This window comes from Kouleothrix sp. 19917, assembly GCF_057073505.1.
In genome coordinates, this window is the sequence record NZ_CP097100.1 from 488,838 (window position 1) to 515,335 (window position 26,498).

General features: G+C 61.2%; 22 protein-coding genes and 2 pseudogenes. 10 read left to right on the plus strand and 14 right to left on the minus strand.

Translation table 11 applies throughout. From position 1 onward, the window contains the following. Window positions 1-8: 8 nt before the first annotated feature. The 3 genes from M1P90_RS37280 (at window position 9) to M1P90_RS37290 (ending at window position 5,079) form a co-directional block, all read left to right on the plus strand. Window positions 9-803 carry a hypothetical protein gene (locus M1P90_RS37280; RefSeq protein WP_483705056.1) on the plus strand — a complete coding sequence of 265 codons (795 nt, stop codon included), beginning with the start codon at window positions 9-11 and terminating at the stop codon, window positions 801-803. Window positions 804-826: 23 nt separating this feature from the next. Next, window positions 827-1,831, plus strand: a complete 1,005-nt coding sequence (locus M1P90_RS37285; protein WP_483705058.1) for a tyrosine-type recombinase/integrase — start codon at window positions 827-829, stop codon at window positions 1,829-1,831. Window positions 1,832-1,980: 149 nt separating this feature from the next. Beyond that, window positions 1,981-5,079, plus strand: coding sequence for a Tn3 family transposase (locus tag M1P90_RS37290; protein WP_483705060.1), 3,099 nt, complete (start codon window positions 1,981-1,983; stop codon window positions 5,077-5,079). Between the two features lie 233 nt (window positions 5,080-5,312). On the opposite strand, the gene M1P90_RS37295 is transcribed toward M1P90_RS37290, so the two are convergent. Both M1P90_RS37295 and M1P90_RS37300 read right to left on the minus strand, forming a co-directional pair. After that, window positions 5,313-5,534 carry a hypothetical protein gene (locus tag M1P90_RS37295; RefSeq protein WP_483705062.1) on the minus strand — a complete coding sequence of 74 codons (222 nt, stop codon included), beginning with the start codon at window positions 5,532-5,534 and terminating at the stop codon, window positions 5,313-5,315. Window positions 5,535-5,590: 56 nt separating this feature from the next. Beyond that, window positions 5,591-6,031 carry a hypothetical protein gene (locus M1P90_RS37300; protein ID WP_483705063.1) on the minus strand — a complete coding sequence of 147 codons (441 nt, stop codon included), beginning with the start codon at window positions 6,029-6,031 and terminating at the stop codon, window positions 5,591-5,593. 571 nt (window positions 6,032-6,602) lie between these two features. Between M1P90_RS37300 and istA the strand changes: the two genes are divergently transcribed. The 4 genes from istA to M1P90_RS37320 all read left to right on the plus strand — a co-directional run bounded on the left by istA (window position 6,603) and on the right by M1P90_RS37320 (window position 9,371). Beyond that, the gene (gene istA, locus M1P90_RS37305) at window positions 6,603-8,087 is read left to right on the plus strand and encodes an IS21 family transposase (protein ID WP_483705065.1); all 1,485 of its coding nucleotides are present in this window, start codon (window positions 6,603-6,605) and stop codon (window positions 8,085-8,087) included. Next, window positions 8,080-8,748, plus strand: a complete 669-nt coding sequence (locus M1P90_RS37310) for an ATP-binding protein (protein WP_483705067.1) — start codon at window positions 8,080-8,082, stop codon at window positions 8,746-8,748. Before istA ends, M1P90_RS37310 begins: the two co-directional genes overlap by 8 nt. Then, window positions 8,735-8,890 (plus strand): hypothetical protein, encoded by a 156-nt coding sequence (locus tag M1P90_RS37315; RefSeq protein ID WP_483706083.1) that lies wholly within the window; start codon window positions 8,735-8,737, stop codon window positions 8,888-8,890. Before M1P90_RS37310 ends, M1P90_RS37315 begins: the two co-directional genes overlap by 14 nt. Window positions 8,891-9,014: 124 nt before the next feature. Beyond that, entirely contained in the window at window positions 9,015-9,371 is a 357-nt protein-coding gene (locus M1P90_RS37320) for a hypothetical protein (protein WP_483705069.1), read from the plus strand. Between the two features lie 317 nt (window positions 9,372-9,688). Here M1P90_RS37320 and M1P90_RS37325 read toward each other — a convergent pair. Then, window positions 9,689-12,212: pseudogene (locus M1P90_RS37325) on the minus strand (serine hydrolase). 657 nt (window positions 12,213-12,869) lie between these two features. On the opposite strand from M1P90_RS37325, the gene M1P90_RS37330 reads away from it, so the two are divergent. Next, complete coding sequence (locus M1P90_RS37330; RefSeq protein WP_483705071.1) at window positions 12,870-14,375, plus strand: ATP-binding protein; 1,506 nt, start codon at window positions 12,870-12,872, stop codon at window positions 14,373-14,375. Between the two features lie 97 nt (window positions 14,376-14,472). Then, window positions 14,473-15,477 carry a hypothetical protein gene (locus M1P90_RS37335; protein ID WP_483705073.1) on the plus strand — a complete coding sequence of 335 codons (1,005 nt, stop codon included), beginning with the start codon at window positions 14,473-14,475 and terminating at the stop codon, window positions 15,475-15,477. Between the two features lie 333 nt (window positions 15,478-15,810). On the opposite strand, the pseudogene M1P90_RS37340 reads toward M1P90_RS37335, so the two are convergent. Next, a pseudogene (locus M1P90_RS37340) lies at window positions 15,811-16,224 on the minus strand (cytochrome P450); the annotation flags it as partial. Window positions 16,225-16,325: 101 nt separating this feature from the next. Next, window positions 16,326-16,685, minus strand: coding sequence for a four-helix bundle copper-binding protein (locus tag M1P90_RS37345; protein ID WP_483705074.1), 360 nt, complete (start codon window positions 16,683-16,685; stop codon window positions 16,326-16,328). Window positions 16,686-17,092: 407 nt separating this feature from the next. On the opposite strand from M1P90_RS37345, the gene M1P90_RS37350 reads away from it, so the two are divergent. Further along, a complete protein-coding gene (locus M1P90_RS37350) occupies window positions 17,093-18,358 on the plus strand; it encodes a sigma-54-dependent transcriptional regulator (RefSeq protein WP_483705075.1) in 1,266 nt (421 codons plus the stop codon). 69 nt (window positions 18,359-18,427) lie between these two features. Here M1P90_RS37350 and M1P90_RS37355 read toward each other — a convergent pair whose 3' ends face one another. The 9 genes from M1P90_RS37355 to M1P90_RS37395 all read right to left on the minus strand — a co-directional run bounded on the left by M1P90_RS37355 (window position 18,428) and on the right by M1P90_RS37395 (window position 26,098). After that, on the minus strand, window positions 18,428-18,988 hold the full coding sequence (locus M1P90_RS37355) for a hypothetical protein (protein WP_483705077.1): 561 nt from the start codon (window positions 18,986-18,988) through the stop codon (window positions 18,428-18,430). Continuing rightward, window positions 18,985-19,269: a hypothetical protein gene (locus M1P90_RS37360; protein ID WP_483705078.1), complete on the minus strand. Its 285-nt coding sequence runs from the start codon at window positions 19,267-19,269 to the stop codon at window positions 18,985-18,987. The genes M1P90_RS37355 and M1P90_RS37360 overlap by 4 nt, the downstream gene beginning before the upstream one ends. 177 nt (window positions 19,270-19,446) lie before the next feature. After that, window positions 19,447-20,286, minus strand: coding sequence for a hypothetical protein (locus M1P90_RS37365; RefSeq protein WP_483705080.1), 840 nt, complete (start codon window positions 20,284-20,286; stop codon window positions 19,447-19,449). 837 nt (window positions 20,287-21,123) lie between these two features. After that, window positions 21,124-21,348, minus strand: a complete 225-nt coding sequence (locus tag M1P90_RS37370; protein ID WP_483705082.1) for a hypothetical protein — start codon at window positions 21,346-21,348, stop codon at window positions 21,124-21,126. Between the two features lie 34 nt (window positions 21,349-21,382). Further along, window positions 21,383-22,393: an RNA-guided endonuclease InsQ/TnpB family protein gene (locus M1P90_RS37375; RefSeq protein ID WP_483706085.1), complete on the minus strand. Its 1,011-nt coding sequence runs from the start codon at window positions 22,391-22,393 to the stop codon at window positions 21,383-21,385. 39 nt (window positions 22,394-22,432) lie between these two features. Further along, a complete protein-coding gene (locus M1P90_RS37380; RefSeq protein ID WP_483705084.1) occupies window positions 22,433-22,642 on the minus strand; it encodes a hypothetical protein in 210 nt (69 codons plus the stop codon). 585 nt (window positions 22,643-23,227) lie between these two features. Further along, window positions 23,228-23,833 carry a ferric reductase-like transmembrane domain-containing protein gene (locus tag M1P90_RS37385; protein WP_483705085.1) on the minus strand — a complete coding sequence of 202 codons (606 nt, stop codon included), beginning with the start codon at window positions 23,831-23,833 and terminating at the stop codon, window positions 23,228-23,230. A gap of 680 nt (window positions 23,834-24,513) precedes the next feature. Beyond that, window positions 24,514-25,173 (minus strand): response regulator, encoded by a 660-nt coding sequence (locus M1P90_RS37390; protein ID WP_483705086.1) that lies wholly within the window; start codon window positions 25,171-25,173, stop codon window positions 24,514-24,516. Further along, window positions 25,145-26,098 (minus strand): sensor histidine kinase, encoded by a 954-nt coding sequence (locus tag M1P90_RS37395; RefSeq protein ID WP_483705088.1) that lies wholly within the window; start codon window positions 26,096-26,098, stop codon window positions 25,145-25,147. Before M1P90_RS37395 ends, M1P90_RS37390 begins: the two co-directional genes overlap by 29 nt. Window positions 26,099-26,498: the final 400 nt, after the last annotated feature.

The window sequence follows — 26,498 nt, forward strand, 5'->3', positions numbered from 1 at the left end:
CGCCCTCCATGCCCAATCGTGCAACCCTGTTCGTGAGTGGCCTGTACGATGATCAGTTCCCCGAGACCGCATTCTACGGCTACATACACGCACAGCCGGGTGACACACCTATCGCGGTGGGCGGCGACGAGACCGACCCGCAAGACACGCCGATCGACCAACTCGCCGCTGACTACCTGGCGCTCCTCTATGCACTCGCGAACAGCGATCATGATCCTGACGGTGGCCTCATCATCAAAATCAGCAGCGCGGCCGTCGTGGCTGCGCTCCACGCGGAAACGCCGCCAGCATCGTCCTTGCACGCTGCGCTCTGGCGCGAGACCCGCGATGCGCTGGCCGCGGCGAATGCGACGATCAGAGCCGCCGCGCCTCATGCGCTACGCGCCGCGATGGCTCAGGCGGAGCGTGCCCGTGATGCGGCGCTCTCTGCCCAGGCGCGCTTCGCCGGGTCGACTCTGCGTACCGTACGTGCGTGGATTGCGGAATGGGATTCCGTGCGCATGGCGCTCGAAGACATGTGGGAAGCGATCGAAGCACACGGCCTGCACCACGAACGACCCTGGCTCAGCCTGCACGATACGATTGATCTCATCGAGCGAGCCATGCACGAGTTCACACCGCTGCTCCGCGCCTATGAGGATACACAGCCGCTCATCATAGGTGGCGAAGCGCCTGAGTACGGCGACGAGGACGGATGGGGTCGCGGGGATAACAGTGGTGCCGATGATGACGAAGAGGAATGGGAGGACGATGCCGATGAGGGATGGGAAGACGATGATGGGAAATCCGATGCCCCTGTTTAGCGCAGGTGAGGGAACCAACGCCTATGCATGACACTATCACCAACTACCTCACGACCCGCGCTGAGGCCGGCGCCGCGCCGCTGACCATCAAGGCCGATCGCAGCGCACTGCACGGCTTCGCACGCTGGTGGGAGACGACCCAGCGGCGTCCGCTCGACCCCGCGCTCGTCGTCGCACGCGACGCCGCCGCCTGGCAGCGCCATCGGCAGGTCGAAGACGGCAAGAACGCGCGCACCATCAACGGCGCCGCGCGCACACTCAAAAACTTCTTCATCTGGGCGCAGGCTCGGGGGATGGTGACGGAGAACCCGTTCGAGGGACTGAAGCCGCTCGCCGAGCAGGAGACTGGCCCACGTGCCATCCCACCCGCAGCGGTGGATGCCTTGCTCCGCACGGTCGTTCAAGAGCAAGATACGCGGCTCCGGCTGCGGGATCAAGCGGCGCTGGCGCTGCTGGTCTATGCCGGCCTGCGCGTCCAGGAGGTGTGTGACCTCCAGATCCGCGACCTGGATATCCCTGGCCTCAGCGTGGCCGTGCGGCGCGGCAAGGGCGGCAGGTCCCGCCGCGTGCCGCTGCATCGTGATGCCGTACCATTGCTCAAAGCCTACTTGATGCGCCTGCGCTGTCCGGATGGCGTACCGGCGATCGGGAGCGAGGCGGAGCGTGCGCGGTTGCTGCTCAACTTCGACCCGACCATCCCTGGCCGACCCGCGCGGCCGGGAGTCGACCAGCGCACCATCCAGCGCCGGCTGAAGCACTACGCGCTCTCTGCCGCTGCACGCCTGCGGGCCGACATGCCACATGTCGCGCTTGACCGCGCCGGCGAGCTAGATGACCTGGCGCGCCAGCTTGAGCGCGCGACCCCGCACACGCTGCGCCATAGTCTGGCGCGGCGCATGCTCACGAACGGCGCCGATCTCGCCGAAGTCAAGCGCGTGCTGGGGCATAGCCGCATCACCACGACGCAAATGTATACCGAACCGAGCGAGGACGAGGTTCGCGGCGCCATCGGGCGGGCGGGAGTATGACCCGCATGTGCGATGGCTGGCGCTGGTGGAGTGGTTACGTTCTGTTTGGTGGCGCCAAAGCGCGGGGGTCATTGCCGCACCCCGGCCGTAACTCGCACCATCTACCTGAATCTACCCAAAGGTGCTGCTACTGTGTCCGTAGGGTGTCCGTGACCGATCAAGAAGAACCCACACTATCCAAGCGCCTCCAGATCCTCACCGAGGAGGAAATTGACGCGCTCTATGGGCGCCCCTGCTTCACGGCTGAGGAGCGCGAACTGTACTTTACGCTCACGGGGCCAGAACAGCAGATCCTCCAGCGCTTCCGCCTCCTCCATGTCCAGGTCTATTTTCTCCTCCAGTTGGGCTATTTCAAAGCCAAACAGCTGTTGTTCACGTTTGCATTGGCTGACGTTCCCGACGATGTCAGCTACCTCGTCGAGCGCTATTTTCCTGATGCCACCCATCGTCCCGTGCGCCCGCTCACGAAACGGACAATCCTCAAGGTGCGCCAGGTCATTCTCGAACTCTGCCAGTATCGGCTGTGTACGGCGGCCGAGCGTCACCAGTTGCTCCTCCGTGCGCAGCAGGCAGCCCGAATCAGTAGCCAGCCCATCTATGTCTTTCGCGCGGTGCTCCAGTATCTCATCGATCAGCGCCTGGTGCTGCCGGGCTATACGGTGATGCAAGAAGCGATCGTCGGCAAGGCCCTGACCGCTGAGCACAATCGCCTGATGTCCCTGCTCCAGACCCACCTGACCGCTGCGGAATGTGCGACCCTCGACCAACTCTTTGACGATGTTGATGGCCTCTACCACATCACCCTGCTCAAGCGTGAACCAAAAGAGTTTACCCGCACCGAAATGCGCCAGGAGCTGAACCGCGGTGATACGCTCCGCCCGCTCTATCAGGTGGCCACGCGCATCGTTCCTTATTTGGCGATCTCCAATGAAGCTATCAAGTACTATGCGTCCCTGGTGGGTTACTATTCGGTCTTTCGTCTGACCCAACTCGATCGCTGGACGGTCTATCTCTACCTGCTCTGCTTTATCCTCCACCGCTATCAGCGCGTCCACGATCATCTCTTGACCTGTTTCATTCATCTGGTGAATGGAGCACTCGACGAGGTGAAAGTGGCCGTCAAGGACGACATCGCCGAACAACGGCTGGAGCGGAATGCCGATCTCGCCAAAGCCGGGCACATTCTCAAGCTGTTTACCTCCGATCAGATTGCTGCGACTGCCCCCTTCGAGGATGTCCGCACGCAAGCGTTTGCGATACTGGACCGGCACAAACTCGACCGCATTGCCGACTATATCAGTACCAAGGTGAGCTTTGATGAGCAGGCCTTGCATTGGGAGCAGTTTGAAAAACAGGCCAGGCGGCTCAAACTGCATCTGCGCCCGCTGCTCCTGGCCGTCGATTTGTCGGCGACCCGTGCGGATGCGCCGCTCCTTAGCGCCATCCAGTTCTTGAAAACCACCTTTCAGCACGGGCGATCGCTGGGGCAACTCGCGGCCGACACCATCCCGACCACCTTTATTCCGGTGCGCCACAAGCGCTACCTGTACACCCACGATGAGACGGGGCACAAACGCCTCATCCCCGATCGCTATGAACTCCTGGTCTATCGGCTGCTGCGCAATGCGCTCGAAGCCGGGGATATCTTCTGCCGCCACAGCGTGCGCTTCCGCAGTTTTGAGGACGATCTGCTCGACAACCAGCAATGGAAGGACAAGGAACGCTTGATCGTTCAAACCGGGCTGCTCATTCTGCTCCAGCCGGTCCAGGACCACCTCGCCGCGCTCGAACGCCTACTGGAAGAGCGCATTCAGGCCGTGAATCAGCGCATCGTGCAGAAAGAAAATACCCACTTCCAGATCAAAAGCCGGGGTAAGCGTATCCGCTGGACATTGCAGTATCCGCGTGGCAGTGAGCCCGTTAACCATCCGATCTTCGATACGGTGCGCCAGGTCGATATTGGCAGTCTCCTCCATTTTGTCGATCAGGCCTGCCAGTTTCTGACGCAGTTCGATCATGTCTTGGGCCGCTATGGCAAACAGGCGGCGGACAACCGCGCGCTGCGGGCATGTCTGATCGCCTGGGGGACCAACATGGGCCTGGGACGCATGGGCGAGATCTCGGATATCTCCTACCAGACGCTGGCCCGCACCTCCGAGAATTTCATTCGCCCGGAAACGCTCAAAGCAGCCAATGATTGTGTCAGCAATGCGATTGCCAGCCTCCCGATCTTCCAGTACTATGATCTGGGCGAAGTCGTCCATTCGAGCAGCGATGGCCAAAAGTTTGAGAGCCGCCTGCCGACGTTCAACGCCCGCCACGCCTCCAAATATTTCGGCCTGCAAAGAGGCATCGTCGCCTATACGCTGATCGCCAATCATATTCCAGTCAACGCCCGCATTATTGGCGCCAACGAACACGAAAGCCATTACGTGTTCGATCTGCTGTTCAACAATACCACCAGCATCCAATCGCAGGTCCATTCGACCGATACGCATGGCACCAACGAGGTCAATTTTGCGTTGCTGCACATGTTCAACTACCAATTTGCGCCGCGCTACAAAAACATCCAGGAGAAAATGCGAACAGCGCTGTATGGTTTCCAGCATCCGCGCCAGTACGGCGATCTGATCCTCAAGCCCATCCGGAAGATCAATACGGAGCTGATCCGTGAAGAATGGGACAACCTCCAGCGGATCTTCGTCTCGTTGGCGCTGAAAACGACGACCCAGAGCATTATTGTGAGCAAACTCAGCGCCTACGCGCGCAAAAACAAGACGCGGCGCGCGCTGTGGGAATATGACGCGATCATCCGCAGCCTGTACCTGCTAGACTACATTGATTCGCCGCCACTACGCCAGAATGTCCAGCGGGCGTTGAACCGTGGCGAGAATTACCACCAACTGCGCCGCGCGGTCTCCTACGCCAACTTCGGCAAACTGCGCTTCAAGAGCGAAGACGACCAGGTGCTGTGGAGTGAGTGCAGCCGGCTGATCAGCAACTCCATTATCTACTACAACGCCACGATTCTCTCGCGCTTGTTGGCGCATAAAGAAGCCGCTGGGGGTAGAGAAGGTGCGGCAGTGCTGAAACAGGTTTCCCCGGTGGCATGGCAACACATCAATTTCTACGGCCGGTATGAGTTCACCAAGGCACCCACGCCGATCAATCTCGATGGGATTGTGGCAGAATTAGCCCAGCGCCCGATCGTGCCGGTGGAGGAAGCGGCCGAAGGAACCGCCCCGTGATAGGGCAGATCTGGGACTACCAACCGGAGCACACACGATTTCGGATAATACACCTTTTTGGGGCGATATGCAAAAAACCCCAAAGACCAGGGTGTCCACGAGGCGATCGACGCCGAGGAGATCGGTGTCGGTTTCGTTGTCGGACCACATCGCTCGCTATCCCTCCCTCTTTTTCTATATATCACTACAGGTGTGCAATCGTCGGCCGATTCACCGGGTGCCAGCCGGGGGATCTATATCTCGCCGCGCTCCCGACGAACTTGCTTGCTGTTCCGGCGCGGGCGGCCGGTCCAGCGCGGCTTGGCTGGCCGCTCAGGTGTGTCGAGGGCGGTCGAGCGCCTGAGCACCTCGGGAGAGTATGGGCCGAACCCGGCTGGCCCGAATCCCCACACCTGGCGCCTGGCGAATTCAGCCTCGGCTTCGGCCAGCGCCTCAAGCAGATCGCGTCTGTTCATCACATGCCTCTCAACCTTTGGGGATTATAGAGACCGGTCTTGATCATGTCGGAAGCCTACGCCCGTGCCATCGCCCCCGCATCAGAACGCCGGGCCGGCCACCGGCTTAGGTAAAGCGTGAACAACTCGACGGTGATGAGCGCGCTGGGGAACAACAGCGGTAATCCCGTGTGCATCCAGGGGAGTGTCAGGAGTAGCAGCATCAAGGTGACGAAGGCGCGCGGAAGTAGCGCGGGAAATGCCGTGCGTGCGATCCAGCAGAGTGCCAACATGGCTACATACCCGGAATCCTGAAGGATGACGGCGACAAGTTGCTGGGCGTCGATCACCATGGCCGGCCAAGGGAGGACAGTTCCAGCACCCTGCATGGCCTGCATCAGCAGGTCGGGCATCTGGGCGTACCACTTCATGAGCATCCACGGCACTGCTCCAAGCAGGGTGAGCAGCGGGACACAGCGTACACTCAGCCAGACTGCTTCCTGGAAACGCTTGTTCATCTCGTCTTCTCCGTAAGGGTTATCGAAGCAACGATACGGTTGAAGATCCTCAGGCGATCCCGCCTCTCATCCTAGCACAAGCTTGCTGTTTTTGCAATAGCCGTTGAGAACACACCTTCTCATTGGCTATTTTTGAGCGCATTTTTACACGACTTCGAGTAATGAGTGGCGTTGTAGATGCATGCAACAAAGGAATGCTTTATACGGAATGATGGCAAGCTCCGCGCATTTACACTCTTGCGTATGATGTTGATACCGTCTGCATAATGCTAATATTGCCAGTCGTATATTATTACGTCAACTTCGGTATATTATGGAAATGAAGCAGCATTGTAGCCATTGTATACGCAAGAGACAAATGGGCCATATTGCATGTGTTATCCATTTGTCGTATGATTGTCGCCTAAGACTACCCGAGCGACAAGGGGCACTATCCATGGCACGGTCAACACAAGCCGGCGCGTGTTCAAAGATCATTAGACTTATAACCTGATGGCGATTAGATCTTTCTGTTCGTGGTTGCACCGGTCGTCTCTCTTACTCGTAGCATGGCGTCTCAGAAGGAGGTGCCATGAAAACCGACAGCGAGGTACACCTGATGCTCCGCGAACGCAAGAATGGCAAGACGTTAGAACAAGCAGCTGCCCGGGCTGGCATGAGTGTCCCGACCGCCCGCAAGTATGTGCGAACTGCAAAGCTTCCTAGCGCGCTCAAACAACCGCGCACCTACCGCACCCGTGCCAATCCTTTTGCGACTGACTGGCCGTGGGTCGAACAGCACCTCAAGCGCGACCCGGCCTTGCAGGCCAAGACGCTGTTCGGCTTGTTGTGCGAACAAGCACCAGAGCGCTACTCCGAGGGTCAGTTGCGTACCTTTCAGCGCCATGTCGCGAGTTGGCGTGCGCTCCACGGCCCCGAGCGTGAGGTCATCTTCGAGCAGGTCCACCAGCCCGGTCGTCTGGCACAGTCTGACTTTACCCATATGGATGACTTGAGCATCACGCTCGCCGACGTTCCATTTCCGCACCTGCTGTTTCATTTGGTCTTGACGTACTCCAATGTCGAGGCGGTCACTATCTGCTTTTCCGAGAGTTTTGAGGCGCTGGCCGAGGGCCTCGAAACCTGCTTCTGGCAGATTGGTGGCGTCCCACAGCAGCACCGTACCGACAATCTCTCGGCTGCGGTTCGCGCGATTGGGCCTTCTCACCAGCGCGATTGGACTGAGTCCTATGCCGCGCTGATGGCCCACTATGGCATGACCCCGACGGCGAACACACCTGGCGAAGCGCACGAGAACGGCGATGTCGAGCAAGCCCATTTCCGCTTCAAGCAGGCGGTCGACCAGGCTTTACGCGTGCGTGGCAGCCGCGACTTTGCCGACCGAGCCGCCTACGCGATCTGGCTCCAAGAGCTGATACGCCGGCGCAACCAGACTCGGGCTGCGCGCTGGAACGACGAGTTGCCAACCCTTCGACCACTGCCAAAAACGCCACTGCATCCCTGCCGCGAAGTGCACGTGGTCGTCAGCCGTTTCAGCACCATTCGCGTGCTCCACAATACCTATTCGGTGCCGTCTCGACTGATTGGGACGACCTTGACGGTGCGTATTCGTGCTGAGGTGCTCGAACTGTATGTCGGCACGAGTTGCACACTCACGCTGCCGCGCCTGCACGGCCGCTATGGGGCGCGGATCGACTACCGCCATGTAATCTGGTCACTCGTACGCAAGCCGGGTGCTTTTGTACAGTATCGCTTCCGTGATGAACTGTTTCCGACACTGGCCTTCCGCACGCTGTATGACACGCTCGCAGAGAAGGCGCCTGCTCGTGCCGACCGTGAGTACCTACGTATTTTGCATCTGGCCGCTTCAACGAGTGAAGTGGATGTCGAGACAGCGGTGAAGTTGCTCGTCGAGAGCCAGACGCTTCCGACATTCGATGCAGTACGTGAGTTGGTGCGAGCGAGCACCGTGCCAGCCCTGCCACCGCTCAAGCCAGCTGACCTCGACTTCCACGTCTACGACGCGCTGCTGGCGTCGAGGTGTGCGAATGGCTAATCGACATCAGGAGTTGGCGCAACTCCTGCGGGCGCTGCAACTCAGCCATAGTGCCAGCGGCTTTGATGAACTGGCGATGCGGGCGGCTCGCGAAGGGTTGACCCACGAAGCCTTTCTGTATGAACTGGCCCAGCAGGAAGTCGCCTACCGTCAGCAGCGTCGTCTGGAACGTCTCCTGCGCGAGTCCCAGTTACCGCGCGAAAAAACCTTTCAGCGGCTGGAGTTGAACTTGTTTGGCCCACTGTTGACCCAGCAGATTGAACGACTGCGCAGTGGAGCGTTTGTAGAGCAGGCGGTCAACGTGATTGCAGTCGGCAAACCGGGCACCGGCAAGAGTCACGTTGCGGCTGCACTTGGGCACACACTCGTGAGCCAAGGACAGTCTGTCTATTGGAGCAGTACCGCTGCGCTGGTGCAGCGACTACTGGCGGCGAAACGTGACTTGCGGCTGCCGCGCGAACTGGCACGACTGGACCGCTATGTCTGTGTGATTCTGGACGATATTGGCTATGTGCAACACGACCGCGACGAAATGGAGGTGATGTTCACGTTTCTAGCCGAGCGCTATGAACGCCGCAGCGTAATACTGACCACTGAATTTAGTCTTTTCAGAATGGAACCGGATCTTCAAGGATCCGATGACGACGATGGCGGCAATTGACCGAGTGGTACACCATTCGGTCATCCTGGATATGATGAGTCTCGACAGCTACCGAGCGAAACAGGCGGGTGCCGAGCATGGAGCCGCCAAATCGTCGAAGCCAACGACACGTACAAATACGAGTGAGCCACAATCGAGTTGACGTTGGCAAGGGTCGAACAACCCAGAACAGAAAGTTCTAATTGTCGTTGGGTGCGATAGCTAATTGTCGCTTGACAGGCGCGACCACCTCAGTTCGTATCGCAGCTCCTATTGAACCCGAGCTGGTGTATATCAACCTCCTCACCCCTGATGAACGCCGTGACGCACTCGTCGCCGCCGGCCGGGTGAAACAGCGTGGGCTCGACGAAAAGCTGCGCGTGGCGGTCATCGATCGGCTGCGCCGCGGCGAGATCCAGCCGCAGCGGATCGACCCGCTGACTGGCCAGCCCTACCCGAACCCTGGCTGGAGCGTAACCCACCCTGAGGACAATGGCGACTTGGTCAACGTCGGCCGCGTGCCGGGCTACCCGGAGTACCAGGTGTTCCGCGCCTCCGACGGCCAGCTCTGGGTGTTTTCGCCCCAGGAGCTGGATGAGCGGATAGCTGCGACACAGGCAGCATCCGCCAGCAGCAAGCAGTAAGCGCTGGAAATAAACGAAGAGGGTTATGATCAGGACACACGCGAGCAACCCATTGTGCGCGTAAACGCGATCGCGTGACGCATCCATCCTCCGCAGACTGGTCTCGATGCATGGCCGGGTATAGTGCCTCCCCAAGGTTCTGCAACGTGATGCCACTATGAAAGCGTGCTCCAGCATCTGCGCGTTCGTGAAATGCCCTATTTGCTACACTGATGTACGTTTTACGACACCTGCTCGCAATGCCGCTCTGGTGAGCCCAACACAGCGGGATCACATTCGCGTAGATATCTGCCTTGCTGCAAACGGCGTGTTAACATTTAGCTCCCTATCCGTGCGAGCATGGCATCAAGTACACTTGTCGCGAGATCATTCGGATCGACCTGGGCTTGATTCAAGCTCAGCGCGATCACTATATTGCTCTCCGGTGCATACCACAATGCGGCGCGAAAGCCGCCATAGCCGCCGATGTGCCCTAAGACCAGTCCTGCCTCACTCCCGCGCTGCTGCCCCTCCGCATCGTCTCTGATTGGCAACTGGTTACGCATGACACCTAAGCCGTATTCAAGGTCAGGCATATCATATTGCGCTCTCCCACTCACAAATTGCAACATCAGATCGCGCGTTTCGGCTCGGAGCAGATCTTCCGTAAACAGCGCGTCCAAAGCGCTGGAGTTCCTCGGCAGTCGTCGCAATATTGGCTGTCGCAAACGCGAATGACATCGATGCGTTTGTGATGTCTGTTCCTTTTGTGTAGCCGTGCGCCAGTGTACCCTGTACCGTCTCTTGTGGTAGAAAAAATGTCTGGCGCATTCCAAGCGGCTCGAATATGCGCTGCCGCATCTGCTGTGCGAGCGGCTGGCCTGTCACCTGCTCAACAAGCATACCAAGAATGACGTAGTTGGTGCTCGAGTAATCCCAGCGACCCGCTGGGTTTGGCGGAAACCGTGTCGCATAGGCGACGAGTTCCTCGGGCTGCCATTCGCGGTTCGGCTCGCGTTGGGTCTGGGCGACAAAGTTACGGTCCTCCAGATAATCATAGAGGCCGCTGGTGTGCTGAAGGAGCTGCCGGACGGTAATCGAGTCGGCATTGGGAACACTATCTGCTAGCCAGGTTGCGATTGGCGCATCCAGCTCGATGGTTCCTTCTTCAATGAGCTGCAATACAACGACTGCTGTAAACATCTTGCTGACGCTCGCGATCCGCACGGGGGTGTCTGGCTCCATTGCCAGACCCTGTTCGCGGTCGGCGAGGCCACTTGCGCCCGTCCACGACGTGTGCCCCGGAACACTGACTGACAGGACGGCACCAGGAACAAAGCCATCGGCAACCGCCTGATCCAGAAGATGCTGCAGTTCCGTCGTGAGCGTAGGATCGAGCGGTGGCGCAGGAGCGACTGTTGTTGCCGTGCGCTGGGGCGTCTGGGGCGCGGCGCGTACATCCGCATCGTCTGTGGGTATGTTACGAGGCATTACCGTCGCTACACGTCCATCAGTTCCCGCGCTGTCAGGTTGTGCTGTGGGGATGGGTGATGCTGCGGACGCTGCCGTTGGCGACACCGGCGCGATGGTATGCATGCGTGGCGAGGCCGCCTTTGTGGGACGCAGCGCGATGGAAATCGCACAGGCCATGACGATGAGCAGCACACACGCCCCCGTTGCCAACGATCCGTAATGCTGCATGATCCGTGACATCAGTTGTCTCTTCGGGCGGCATAGTGCTTTCCATGTCCCAGCCACGCCGTGCTTGCGGATAGGCTGCTCGACGAAACGATACGACGCAGCAGCGATCGTAATTGTCAGGCCAAACCGAAGTACCTCAAGCGGCCAGCCGCTAAAGGGAACGTCGATATCCGGCCGTGTGACCATGAAGATCGGCCAGTGCCAGAGGTAGAGACTGTAGGAGCGAAGACCGATCCAGCGCAGCGGGCCCAATTCGAGCAGCCGCGGCAGGAATCGTGCGTGGGGGTAGGTTGTTGCGACGATAAGGATAGTTGTGGCGATTGCCACAAGCTGGAATCCACCACGGTAGAGCAAGGGATGCTGTTCGAAAAGCCAGCCGTATGCGAGTAGCAGCCCTACAAGCATGCTCGCGCCCACGACGTCAAGGGCGAGGCCGATTCTGCGATTCACCGTGGATATGCCACCTGGCGTCCATACCAATGCCAGCGCAGCGCCTATCAGCAATGCCGAAGCTCTCGTGTCCGTGGCATAGTAGATCCGCGATGGATCTAGCCCTGGCTGATACAATACGAACAGTAGCACTGCGCTCGCAATAGCAGCGGCAATAACGCCAGCGAGAAAGCCGAGCGGACGCAACAAGCGCATTCCAAAGGCAAACACGAGAGGCCAGAGCGGATAAAACTGCTCTTCTACCGCCAATGACCAGAGGTGCTGGAGCAGCGAGGGGCGGTCCAGGGCATCGAAATAGGATTGCTGGCTGAGCACGAGCTTCCAGTTCATGACATAGCCGAGCGCTGCTAACATATCGCCTGCAAGCGATCGCAGATCGTTGGGTAGCAGGATGGCGGTAATGGTGAACGTCCCTGCGAGGGTGAGCAGCAACGCAGGCAGTAGGCGGCGCGCACGGCGCAGCCAGAACGACGTGATACTAATCTGCCCGCTGTGCCGGAACTCGGCGAGTAAAAGCGCAGTGATAAGGAATCCACTGAGGACAAAAAACGATTCGACTCCCAGATACCCGCCTGCGACATTGTAGCCAGCGTGGTAGAGCATGACCGCGGCGACGGCAAACGCGCGCAGCCCGTCAAGTCCCGGAAGATATGATATATGTGTAGCTTGTGGTTCTCTTCCGCCAGGTGCCGCAGACACAGTCGAAGCCATCGCGTATCCCCTCAGGCTCTCGCTGACATAGTACAATCATGACGCCATTCCTTCCACAGTGAACCATATTTTCTACACTTGTTCACTGCCAGACAGTTTCTTTTGCGTTATTTGACACAGTTGTGTGTGAAATAATACGACGACGTGCAATGTAGATGCCTAACATACGGTTGTGCGATGATGCAGTAGTGGACCCGAGTAAGCCGGGAAGATGCGCCGCAGCCTGCCCGGTGTGGTGATCCACCACACACCATCTCAACGGCACTACCATCTTTTGCACTACAAAAAAGTGCAATGTATATGCCACTATACAAGAACCCAAAGGGCCGCTCATCCCCCATGAGCGGCCCTTTGGGTTTATTGCGTGACGGCTGCAAATGTACTTGTAACCGATCGTGCAGATTTTGACCGGGCCACCGGCGTCATCCCGACCATGCAAGTGCTATGGTATCATGATTGCTTGCCTACGCGGGCAGGAGGCTCATAATGATGGCGATGATGCAATGGTCATCTGCGCTGGAGGCCCTGACGGAGCGCATCGGTCCGCGCTTCGCGCGCTCGGAGGGCACACAGAAGAAGGACCATCTCAAAAGCCTGGCACTCTAAACCGCGAACTGTAGTATCAGGATACATGCCGTTGTGAAAGGCAAACAGGGTATGCAGATTGCTGATGCATCGGCCCCAGGGTCGCTTCCGGTGCGCCCGGCGCTCCGCGATATCAGCCTCTGGTTTGTGCTGATCACGCTGGCAGGGACGACGCTGCTGCATTACCTGACCGACATCCACCTCATCCCCTACCACTCGATCTACCGCAGCCTCTACTACGTTCCGATTGCCGTGGCCGCTGTGCGCTACGGCCGCCGCGGCGGGGTGCTGACCGCGCTGACCGCCAGCGCCCTCTACATCCCGCACGTCATCTTATCGTGGGGCATCATGCTCGACGATGGGGTCAACGATCTGCTGGAAAACGCCGTGTTTCTGTTCGTCGGCGCGTTCGCCGGCAGTCTCGCTGACGCGGAGCGCCGTCAGCGCCAGCGCGCCCAGGAGGCCGCCCAGCAGCTCGCCGCCGCGAATGCGGCGCTGCAGACGCAGGCAGCCGTTGCCGAGCGCATGCGCGCATCGATTGCCTCAATCCTGGAAAGCATTGACAGTGGCGTGCTGACGCTGGACACCCACGGCAACGTGACAACCATCAATCGTGCCGCCCAGGCGCTGCTCCATGGCCCGAATGGCAGCACCACACAGCTGCCGCAACTGATCCGCGACTATCTCGCCTCGGGTGCGCGCGGCTACCGCCAGGTGGCCATCAAGAACCGCCAGCTCGGGCTGCATGGCTCGCCGCTGGTCGGCGCGCATGATGAGACGATTGGGACGGTACTCGTGCTCGACGATCTGACCGAGCTGCGGGCGCTCGAAGAGCAAATCCAGCGCGCCCAGCGCCTTGCCGCGCTGGGGCGGCTCGCCGGCGGGCTGGCGCATGAGATTCGTAACCCGCTCGGCATCATGCGGGCAGCAGCGCAGATGTTGCAGCGCGAGCTGGCCGATCAGGCGACCCTGAGTGAGTACACCCAGGTGATCCAGAGCGAGGTCGATCGAGTGGACCGGCTGATTGAGCAACTGCTGGCCTATGCGCGGCCAGCGCCGATGCAGCGTGGGCCAGTCGACATCGCCGAGCTGATCGAGCGGACCGTGACGTTGACGCGCGCCTATGCAGCGCAGCACGGGGTCTCCCTCAGCGCGGATGTGGATGGCACGCTGCCGCCCCTCGAAGGCGACGCGGAGCTGCTGCACCAGGCGCTCATAAACTTGCTGCTGAACGGTATCAACGCGACGAAGGAGGGCGGCGAGGTGCACGTGCGCGCGAGCGTACAAGGAGCTGAATCGGCGACGTCGTTCGTCGTCCTCGCCGTTCACGATACTGGGCGGGGCATTGCCGCTGATGATCTCCCTCACGTCTTTGATCCATTCTTTACCACGCGTGTCGATGGCACCGGGCTGGGCTTGAGCATTGTGCAGCAAATCGTCCAGGAACATCAAGGAACCGTTGATGTCCACAGCACGCCAGGTGCAGGGACACGCTTCACCGTGCGCCTGCCGGTGTTGCGTCGTTCTGCCGACCCCGTTCCCGCACAATCTGGCAGGACGCCAGTCGCACAGTCGTGATTTGCTGGAACATCTGCGCTACCTCCGGCGTCCAGAACGTGAACTGGCGTCCCGGTGCTCGTTCACATGCTCTGGCTCAGCTGAGAGGAGGGATGGCATGTTCCAGGTTGCTTTCCAACAGTTATGGCTGCGTTATGCGACCGTCGCCTTGCTCCTGCTGCTTGCCGCGTGCGGTACGGCCGAGACGGGTCGTTCGCCTGGTGCGCCGGCTGCACAACCGACCAGCGGACCGGGTGCGACGGTCGCGCCGACCGTAGCGGCGCAACCGACCACAGCGCCAACGCAGGGCAGTGACGGCAGTGCAAATGAACCAGCCAGCACGACCACCGTGGTCACGAGTCATGGTGAGCCAGTGAACGACCAGGAGAGCCTGCTCGACGCATTGCGCAAGGCCGGGGCGAACGTCCAGCTCGGCGCTACGGTCGAGCAGCCCTTTCTGAGCGTGAGTGGCACGCTGCTCACGGTCAATGGCGCGGACGTGCAGGTATTCGAATACGAGAACGAAGCTGCCGCGCAGGCAGACGTCGCGAAGCTCGCCGACACGTTTGCCGGGCGCGGAACCACCATGATCAGCTGGGTGGCTTCTCCGCATGCGTACCACAGCGGGCGCGTGATCGCGCTCTACGTGGGTGATGATGCCGCGACGCTGAAGCTGCTCGAGGGCGTCCTGGGTACGCCGGTCGCGGAACTGGACCTGCCAGCTCGTCCGTCGACAACCGTTTCGCCAGGCGCAACGGCGGAAGCCAGCGCTGGCGATCGGCAGGTGACGGATCTCAAAAGTTTGACCGATGCGCTGCGGGCTGCTGGACTGGATGTGAAGAATGCGGGCGAGGTCGAGCAGCCGTTCTTCGACGTGACCGGATCGGCGCTGAAGGTCAACGCCGCGGACGTCCAGGTCTTCGAGTTTGCTGACACGGCGGCAGCGAAAGACGCTGTGGGGCAGCTTGGACCAGACGGCAACCCACCGACGATGATGATCGACTGGGTCGCGCCGCCGCACTTCTACCAGGCCGGGCGGATCGTCGCGCTGTATGCCGGTGAGGACCAGGCGATTACTGACGCGCTGACGCAGTCGATGGGCGCGCAGGTAGCCGGGCGGTAGCTAACCCCGCACAATGCCGAGCGGCCCCCATCGCGCGATGGAGCCGCTTTTGCACGCCGGCGATCTCAGCCTGCGCCTGTTCGCCTGGCATCGGCCCGATCATTTTGGAGCACGGCGGCTGCCTTGTCGCAGCCGCCCGCCCAGCACGAGCAGCAAGCCGATCGCTCCCGCAAGGAACAGGGCGATGCGTACATCTCGTCGGTTAACGGTGGAGGAGATGGCCGCGTCCTTCGTCTTTTCCAGCTCCACCACCCCACGGTCGCCCTCCACGGTGATCTCCTGCCTACGGGCGATCCGCCCGGTCGCGCTGCCGGCGCCCACTATCGTAGGCTTGCTGATCACAAATCGGCTTTTCGGTATGGCCGGCATGCGCGACAGGCTGATGCGCAGATTCTGCTCCGGCACATCATATGTCATGGACCTGGTCAGGAAGCTCAGCGCCACCTTCATGAGCTCGATCGTGATCCATTCACCCGCGCAGCGATGATCTTGCTGATGCTCGCCGCCTCCCTGGGGAATAAACGCAAAGGGGCTCTCATCCCAGTGGCGGAAGCGTTCTGGCCGAAACGCTTCCGGCTGCTCCCACAACCGTGCATCCTGGTTGGTGCCGTACAGGTCCAGGATGACTTTTCTCCGCTTGGGGAAGTGGTAGCCTTGCCAGTCGAACGCTTGCCGCACGCGGGCCACAACGAAGGGGAAAAACGGGTAAAACCGGCGGACCTCCTGCACAAACAGCTCACAGTGATCACACCCACGGCTCAAGTTGCTTGCCTCAAAAGTGCTCGCTGCCTGTGACGGTGATCCGTGGGTAGCACACCATCACAGCGCAGCCAGTAGAGACAGCTCCGCTACGCCGCCATCCCGGCCATCCGGCGGCAAGAATCCGCGCAGCGGCGGCACTCCTCAGCGCACGCGCGCATCTGCGCGTCGTCGCCGAATTGGTCGCAGTCCTGTGCGCAGCGCTCGCAGATCTCGGCGCAGACCCCGCACGTCCGCGTGTGCAGCTCTGAGCCGCGCAGCATGAAGTTCGCGCTGGTCTGACAGATCTCGGCGCAGTCGAGCAGCGTGGTGATGTGGCGCGCCTCCGCGTGTCGTCCGCCCATCTGCAGGCAATACTGGACGGTCGTCAGGCAGACGCTGTGGCAGGTCAGGCACTCCTGAATACACTGCTGCATCTCGCTGCTCATATGGCCCGCGGTCTGAGTCATGACATTCCCTCCTTTTTATCCAACAGCTCTGCGCGAGCTGAAGCTCATCGTCCAAAGCCGATTGCCAGGTCTCCTCGCACGCTGCCCACGTTCGACGTGCTGTGCTGGCGTACGACCGTCGTCGCACATGGCGTGCCATCCCGCATCGGCTCAGACCGTGCAGGCAGTGGTATTGCGCAGTGACGAGCCGTAGCCTGCCTTCAGCCAACCTAGCGGTTGAAACCATTCGGAAGCGGCGCTGTCACACGAAATCAGGGTGCGGTTGTGTGAAATGGCCCATTGGTGTAGGAAAAGACACAGCTTCCAGGCGTGGGATTGGCAGCCCGTCCACATGAGCCGGCGCACGTTGTTCGCGCAGTGCCGACGTGGTACGATGCACAGCGATACAGCCGTGTACGAGGGAGCCAATGACACGGACCATCCTGATCGTCGATGACGAGCCGAACATGCGCTGGGTGCTCGGTCGCGCGCTCGAGCAGGCCGGCTACACAGTGTATGGTGCTGAGAACGGCGGCGACTGTCTGGGAATGCTGGGGCGCGAGGGCGTTGACCTGGTGCTACTCGATCTCAAGCTCAAGGGCGAAGATGGACTCACCTTGTTACGCCGCATCCGCGAACGCCGGCCTGAAGTGGTCGTCATCATCCTGACCGCCTATGGAACCGTACCAACCGCCGTGGAGGCGATGCAACTGGGCGCGGCCGACTTTCTGCGCAAGCCCTTCGATGTTGAGGAAGTGATCTTCAAGATCGCGCGCGCGTTGGAGCGTCGCGCAATGCAACAGGAGATCGCGCGGCTGAGGATCGTACAACGCACGACTCCTGCGTTTGAGGCGCTCATTGGTGTTGATGCGTCCTGGCAGCAGCTGGTTACACAGGCGCAACAAGCCGCGTTGACCGACCATCATGTGGTACTGGTTGGCGAATCGGGCAGTGGGCGGAGCTCGCTTGCGCGCGCGATGCATGTCGCAAGCCTGCGCGCTGAGGCGCCGCTGATCGAGTTGGACCTGGGGATCTACCAGGGCGCTGCTCAAGAGGTGGTCCTCTTCGGCAAGACCGAAAACGGGGGCGCGTGGGCGGAGGCCGGCAGTGGATCGCTCGTGATACGAGGTGTCGTGGATGCACCGGCGGTGCTTGAGCAGCTCGCCGAACGGCTCGCAGCACAGGAGAACCGCGCCGGGCCGCGATTGTTCGCCATCGCTCCCACCGGCAGTGGATTACCCGCCGCATTCGAGAGGCTCATTCCAGTGCGGCTGTTCGTGCCGCCACTACGCGAGCGGCGGGCCGATGTGCTCCTGCTGGCGCGCGCCTTTGCCGGCGATCGGCAGATTACGCCGCTGGCGGCACAGGTGCTGGAGCACTACGAGTGGCCAGGGAACGTGACCGAGTTGCGTGGAATGGTGGAACGGGCGGCCCGCCTCGCCGGATCTGGTCCGATTGACGTAGTGCACCTGCCCGATCAGGTGCAACAGAGATCCGAACCGGCGGCGCGCAGTCCCATGGAGCTGCCGCCGGAGGGGGTGCATCTGGAGCAGGTAGAACAGGCACTGATCCGCCAGGCGCTTGAGCGTGTGCGGGGCAACAAGAGCAAGGCAGCTGAACTGCTCGGGTTAACCCGTCACACGCTGCTTTATCGTATGGAGAAGTACGGCATAAGCGCCTCGGAGCCAATGTGAGTGCGCGAGGGCATGCACAGTACGCCGGAACAATTCCCTCGATCGAGGCCGAGGCAGGAGTCGCTGGATCTACGGCTGCGACACCTTAGGCTGCTCATCCTGCCTGCTCCGCTGCAATGCGCTGCGCTGCTCGTGCTGCTTGCGCCAGCCATACGGGGTCAGGCCGCGCGGCTTGTACATATTCAGCCACAAGTTGATGAGCAATACCACCATGCCGCCAACCGAGTGGACCAGGGTGCTCCCCAGGGCGCGCAGCCCCTCGTCGGAGGTTGCCGGATCTGCTGCTCTGTCTGCAAAGTAGCTGATTGTCCGCGTTTCCGCCAGCAGGACGACCGTGGCAAACACGGTCAGCAGGAGTGAAATCACCGTCCAGTAGTGCCGGAACAGGCCCCACTTAGTCCCCAATGACATCACCAGCCCGGTCAGCAGAGTGGCCAAGGCCAACGGGACGATCACGAACGAAGCGGTCCACTCCATCGCCAGATAGGCGGCACGCAACGTTTGAGCATCCTGGCCTCTCGCAACGGCAACGTCCAGCGCGATATAGGCGGCGACTGCGCCAATCCAGCCGACCGATGACGTGAGATGCACAGTGAGCGCGAACTTGCGCAGGCCGGGTGGCATGATCATAGCTCGCCACCCTCAGACGCTGCGTGGCCACCAAAGCCAGCACCGGGCGGTGTGTCGTCTTCTATGACTATGACGCTGGAGGGTGGTGTCTGGCCACCAGAGCCACTGGAGGGGAGGTGGCGACCAGGACCGTGTTCACCACCAACGCCAGTGAACACGATGATGCCGGCCAGCAGAGCCAGGACGATGACGACGATTGCAAACACCTTCACCCAGCGTGGTGTGCCGGGCCCTACGCCGGTGTCGTTGCCTTTCTCGCGGTAGGGTGGCAAGTCAGCCATGTGCGTGTCCTCCTCTGTCGCGCGTGGTTGTCAAGGTGATCGTGATGGAGATAGTATGTCTCTGTCAAATCTAAAGTGCCTCGATACCGCCGTCAGGTATACCGGGCTGATGCCGAAGCTGTGGAACGAGACGATCGAGGCGTAGCGCCGCCTCGAATATCCTCTTCTCCAATGTCCTCAACCCCGTTCCGATTTCGATAGTACGCCCCCTGAGCCGAGCAGCGTCGGACTCTCCGTACCCTTGGTGAGCTTGGCCGCGGCGACGAACACGACGCCCCAGGCAATGGCCGCAAGCGCCCAGACCAGGCCGAGACTGGAGGAGACGTTCGGGAACAGCAGCGAGGTGAGCCCGAGCAGGGCTGGGAGCAGGCCGGCGACCCACGCCGTGAGCCTCCAGCCCTCAGGCCGCAAGCTCGCCAGCAGGCCCACCCCAATGATGGTGAAGCTGAAGGCGGCCATGAAACCGTAGTGGCCGAGGGCGGCATGGTCGTCGGGGACGCTCCGTTGCAGGCCGATGTTCGTGGACGCGAACACGAGCAGCGGCACCGCTGCGATGATGACCAGTGCCAGCATCACCCAGTTGACTCGCGAAACACTGAACGAACGGAAGAAATCACGTCCGCTCGGGTGAAGCAGTGCGACAATGACCGTCAGCAAGGCGACCGACATCCTCTCTGCAGAGCGTATTACGCCCGCGTCTGTCGAGAGGACAGCGGCCAGCAGCAGCCCGACCCAGGGAATCAGCGCCATCAACATACTGGCGACGTTCTTCGTGGGCCGCCGGAGCTGGGCGAGCATCCCGAGGACGGCCACCCCGAAGAGAAACCCGTACGTGAGGTCGTGGACGCGGTGGCTTGGCTGGGTGCCGTGCGCCATGCCCATGAAGCCGGGCTGCAATATCATCAGGAAAACCATCAGTCCGATGACCCCAGCCCATCCAAGGGTGAGCAGCACGAAGACTGCGAAGATCGGCGAAGTGCGAAGCGAGTGCATCATTTCGCGAAGCAAGTGCATCATTATCAAACCTCCTGACTGCTTAGTGACTGCGTCCTTTAAGACCGGTTTCTGAACTGTCGAGCGAGAACGGGTGTTCGAGATCGCTCGCTGCATCTACGGCACGAGCACCGGCGCCTGCTCCTGTTTACCCCACCCGTACCGGGTCATGCCCTGCGGCTTGTACACATTCAGCACCAGGATCATGAGCAACACTACCGTGCCACCACCGGAGTGGACCAGTGTGCTCCCAGCGCGCAGTGATCGTAGCTATGGGCTGGAGGGCGGTGTAGCGCCCCCAGGTACGTGGGGCCCAGGGCCGAACTGACTAGGGTCGTGGCCACCACCGAAAACGCCAGTGAGCATCAAGACGACCAGCAGGATCAGAACGGCGATGACGATGATCAGAGACACCTTCACCCAGCGTGGCATGCCGGGCTTCGATCTGCGGCCAGGCCCTACGCTGGTGTCATCGCCGGTGTCGCCGCCGTTGTCGGGCTCGGCGGACAAGTCAGCCATGTGTGTGTCCCCCTCTGCTTGATTCGAAATTGGTGACGCCTTGGCAGGTGCTGAACGACTCATGGACGACGACCACATGCGTTCCTTCCGTAGAGCCCCCTGCGTTGACGCTCGCATCTAGTATAGGTGGCAGCAGTCCGTTGCACATGACCCCTGGAAGGCAGAGGAGACAAGAAAAGGGCTATTTTTACCAGACGGTTCGCGATACCAGAGGGAGTGAGAGGAAGATGCTAACCACGTCGCCTGGAGCGAAGCAGCCAGCCACAGACGACGCCATCGACTTCAGATCTCGGATGCACAAACGTGTCGAGCGCGGCGTTCATTTCTGTTCGGCCATATCGGCTAGACGAACAGTACGCGCACATCGCTCATGAAGAAGAAGCCCACCAGCACTGCCAGCGCCAGGTACTGCCAGCGGCGCGGGTGTTGGAGCCGCCACAGCCGGCGGAGCGTGGCGACGATGGCGATGGTCGCGATCACGTCCACGGTCAACAGGATGCCGAGCGCAGCGCCCGTGGCGATCCCCCAGAGCGGGAGCACGAACGGCAGCACGATGTAGCGTGACACTCCCACCCCTCAATGGGGCGGGCTTCTGGCGGCGTTAGCGCCGCGCAGCAACAGAGCGCGAGGCCCTGGCCCATGTCCGGGGCGCTACGACATGACAGGCATGCCGATACGTGGTCTTAGCAACCTGGACGCGCCCATAGCCGCCGAACACCGCCCGCGAGCAGATGTTCGCCGCGCCATTGGCATCCCGGTTGACACTCGCGCCACAGCCAGAGCAGCGATAGACGCGCCCTCGTGGTGCGCAGGTGTAAACATGCCCGCACACCGAACATGTCCGAGTCGAGTAGTCTTCGGGCAGGTGGCCGGTCGTGCAGCCGAACCGCCGCGCCTTATAGCGAACATAGCGCTCGAACTGGCCGCGCGCCCACTGCGACAGCTTTTGGTTGGTCTTGCGGCCCTTGTCCATGCCGTTGGCGATCTCGCGCACGTCGCCGATCGCCAGTTTTGTCACGCCTTGCGCTCTCGCGAAGTCGGCCAGGCGCTTGCTCGCAATGTGGAGGATGTGGCGCTGCTGGCGATAGAACTTGGCCGAGGCTTGCGCCTTGCGCCGCTTGAGCCGCTTCCACCGCAGGCTGCCCTTGCGGCAGCCTGCGAGCTTGGCCGTGAGTGTACTGTGTCGTTTGTTGCGCAGCCGCTTGAGAGAGCGTAGATAGCGCCCGTTGAGCACGAGCGCGTCGCCGTGGTCGGTCACGATGGCCGCGATGTTGATCTCGCCCAGGTCAACCCCGGCGGTGCGGCCGTCGGCGTCGTCAGCGGCGCGGACGGGCGGGTCGGGCGGGCCGGAGATGGTGATCGCAAGCTCAAAGTGATCGGCCCGCCACAACAGCGCGACCTGGCGGATGGAGGCGGCACGAAAACGCAAGGGCAGCGGCAGCACGAGATCACGCTCTCTGCGGCCATTCGGCAGCACGAGCCGGCCGTTGACCACGCGGATCGCCTGCCCTTTCCAACTCACGGTCTGGTACGCTTTCTCGCGGTAGGGGTAGTTGGCGTCGGTCGCTCCGGCAGCACGGTTTTGACGGGCGGTGGCGACATTGGCGAGCAGTTGCTGAGCGAGAAACTGGACGCTCTGCGAGTGGAGCGCCTAGCGAGAGCCCTTCGTCTGCGCGTTCAGGTCGGCCTCGGCCAGCCACACGCCCTGCTCGCGGGCGGCGACGTGCGCCTGCACCAAGTCGCTCCAGCAGCGCCCCGCTTCCCGCCGCAGCGTGTCACAGAGCGCGCGGGTCGCGGGATCGAGCTGCCGCAAGGCAACAAGCTGCACTGTGGCGGTGGTGGCGGCAGTTTTATAGGCCATGTCCAAGTCTATCAGAAAATGCGTTCTAGCGCAAGCAGTTTATCGCTTTCGGACGCGCTGCAGCGGCATCATCCCACCGCTGAATCTGATGGATGGGTGTTTGCATGGTCGATCGATGGTCTGGTTATGCAGCGTTGGGCTGAAGCCGCTGAAGCCTGGCGCTTCATGTGGCCGCTGAAGCTGGCGGGCTTTCGCGCCTGAAGGCCAGCATCTGTAAGATGCAGCGCACCGCCGAGACGAGCAGCGCCGTTTCGAACGGCCAGCTACTGGTGGTGGCGACAGCCTCTCACAGCACAAGTGGCTGCGGCTGTACGTGGAGCAGCCGAGCAACAGCCCGGTCCATCCTCTCCACAACACGCGACGAGTATGGTGCTCCTCAGCCGTGGGGCGCGGAGCCTGTTGAGCCAGCCGTCACCTCGCCCAGCCGACGTCCCTCGTCAACCTCCAGACGGGGCGCTCGGACCGCCCTCTCTTCGATCTCTCTATATGGTGGTTGGATCTATGGTGGTGTCTCGCATGGCCGAACTCCTTGATCTTGAGGTCTTCCCCGTGTTCCGTCACTCAGTAGCACCCGCTGAGCGTCGCTCACGCTGGCTGCCTTGCTGTTGTACGAGCGTGCCTGCGCCGCCATAGCCAGACCCCCACCGCCTGCCCGGCGAAGACTGCGATGACGCTGAGGGCGAGCAGGAGCGTAAAGGGGGAGGTCGTCCGCAACAGCGCACCGTAGAAGAACGCGTGCGCGATGACCAGCGCGAACAAGGCGTAGTTCAGGCGCTGGAGGTTCTTCCAGGTCCTGGCTTTGAGTTTGCGCAGGGCGAAGTCGCTGGAAAGAGCGAGCAACCCCACCACGATCACTGTGGCGGCAAGTCCGGTCCAGTTCCCTAGCCCGAAGCTATTGAGCCGCGGGCTGCCGTCGGGCACGAAGAAGTAATTGAGGATGCCGGAGAGCTGTCCACCGCTATGCAACAGCGATCCGTAGATCACGTGGACGACGCCGAAGAGGGCCGTCCACGTCCCCACGTCACGGCGCAGATAGCTCGAGACGGGATTCCGCCTGCGGAGCAGCAGGTTGGCTGGCCCGATCAGGAGCGTGAGCCCGAGCAGCCCGAGGGCGACGTAGCCGGTGGCAACGGTGAACCGCTGGGTGAGGTAGCTCCTTCCTCTGGCCTCCGTGATCTCGCCAGGATCCATCGGTCCGGTCTGGTCCCCGCCGTGACCCGTTGGTGGCGTTTGACCCCTGCCGTGATCAGTCGCTGGCGGCGTCTGGCTCCCACCATGACCCGTCGGTGATGGAGTTTGGCTCGCGCCGTGACCTGTGGGTGGTGAGGTCTGGCTCCCACCGTGACCCATCACTCCGCCCATTCCGCCCATTCCGCCCTCGCCTGGCCGCTGGGGAAGCGCAGCAGCACTGCCCATGTCCATCTGGGGATACGCCTGAGGGTCGAAGGGCGGGAGCGTCATGAAGAGCACAATGATCACGGCACTTGCGAGCGCGAGCGGCACATGGAAGCGAAGAAGGCGATGACGCCAGTCGCCGCTGCTGCCGCCAAGCGGTTGATTCGCAGATCGGGTGGCTGGTTGCATTCTCAATGCTCCTCTGAAATCTCACTGGGCCGGCCTTCCGGGCTGCACTCGGCTGTCAGACCCAAGCCCATTTCCCTGCTTGGTAGGTGACGCCTTGTCAGATGCTGAGCAACTCACGGACGATGATCAAAAGCCTACCTTCCGTAGAGCCACCTGCGTTGACGCTCTCACCTGGTAGTATAGGTCGCAGCAGTCCGCCGGACATGACCCCTGGAAGGCAGAGGAGAGAAGAAAAGGGCTATTTTTGCGAGACAGTTCGCGAGATCAGAGGGAGTGAGAGGAGAATGCTAACCACGCCGCCTGAGGCGTGGCAGCCAGCCACGGGCGACGCCATAGGCGGCTGCCTGGTGTCGGTTGCGCAGGTGCAGTTTGGAGAGAATGCTCTTCATGTGATTCTTGACTGTGTGCTCGCTGACCACCAGACGCTCAGCGATCTCGGCGTTGGAGAGGCGCGCTGCCACCAACTCCAGCACCTCCATCTCTCGGGCAGTGAGCTCTTCTTCAGGCCCGAAAGGCGCAGTTTGGCCGCGGATCTCTTCCAAGATCCGACCAGCCATGCGACGCGAGATTGCAGCCTCGCCGCGCGCCAGGCCACGGAGCTGCTCCAGCAGCTCGCGGGACCGCACGTTCTTGACCAGGTAGCCTTGCGCTCCTGCCTTGATCGCCTCGAACAGAGTCTGACTGTCGTCGCGCACCGTCAGCATCACGACGGTGACGCCGGGCATTTCCAGCTTCAGCCGCGCCGTCGCGCTCACACCGTCCTCTCTGGGGAGCTCGATGTCCATCAGCACGATGTCCGGCTCAAGCGCACGCGCCTGAGCGAGGGCGCTCTCGGCGTCCTCGGCCTCTCCAACGACGGTGAAATCGTCCTGGTAGGAGAGGAGCGAGATCAGCCCCTCGCGAAAGAGCGCATGGTCATCAACCAGTAGGAGTCGCAAGGGCTGCATGCCCACTCTCCCTTCTGGATGGTGGAATGGGGATTGTCGCACTCACTTGTGTGCCCGAACCGGGCTGACTGGTCACCTGGAAGGTGCCGCCGAGGGCCTCGACCCGCTCGCGCATACTGGTCAGGCCCAAAGGCCGCGCCTTGCCGTTGCTCTGGTTGCCAGGGATAAAACCCTGGCCGTCATCGGCAATCACGACCTTCAGTTGCCCTGACCCGTCGGACATGAGCGTCACAGTGGCCTGGTGTGCCGCCGCGTGCTTGCGAACATTGGTCAGGGCTTCCTGGATGAACCTGAAGAGCTGGAGCGCTGCGAGCGGTGAGAGCTGGTCGGCCGCGTCATCTGTTCGGAGGCTGGTGGCAATCTGGTGCCGCTCCTCAAACTGGTCGAGGTAGTCCTGGAGTGCGCGGACCAGCCCTCGCTCCGTCAGGTTGGTGCGCAGCCCAGTAATGGACTCCCCGATATCCTGGTAGATTTCGTCGGCAACCTCGTGCAAGTGTTCAAGCTCTGCTTCGGCCTCCTGTGGCCGCTCTGCCTGCACCAGCTCCTTGATAGTATCCAGGCGCAAGAGCAGATGCGCGACGAGCTGGGCCACACCATCGTGGAGTTCCCTGCTCAACCGCTCGCGTTCCTGCATCACGGCGTTCATGATCTGGATGTCCTGCTCGCGGGCCACTGCCTCAGCCTGGAGTCTGCGCAGGACCCTGAACAGGGTCTCGACAAACAGGTAGGTCAGCACCAGGCCCAGGAATGTCACGAGCAGGGTCGCTGGCAGATCGTATGTCCCACCACCGGTGTGTTCTCCACCCCCGGTGTGCTCCAGCAGGCTGTGGCCCAGCGTGACCGTAACGGAAGGTAGGAAGATCATGAGCCATTTGAACAGGAGCAGTCTGCGGTGCGTCATGATCGAACGGTTGATTTGAAGCATGACATCCCTCCAGTCAGCTCAGCTTGCATCCCAGGTTAGCCATGTGCGTCTCTTCTGTCGCGGGTTGTCAAGGTCATCGTGAGAAAGTTTACCACAGTATGTCTGTGTCAAAGCTAGAGTGTCTGGACACCGCCGTCATCTATACTATACTCGCGGCGGGTGCGCACGCGCTACCGCAAGCTGCGGGCGCTGGGGGCTCCCTGAGAACGTGGCGGGCTTCATAGCCAACATGCGGAAGGGGTCGTGGCACAGCTCCCAGAGCCCACCCCTCGAACAAGGATTCAACGGAGCCTTTTGGAAAGCGCAGGGCCTCCTGGAGTTGCGGGAACGATACCGACTGCTGTGCAGCGCTTGACGAACCGCTGGATGCGGAGGGGGTGATGCCGAGGCTGTGGAACGA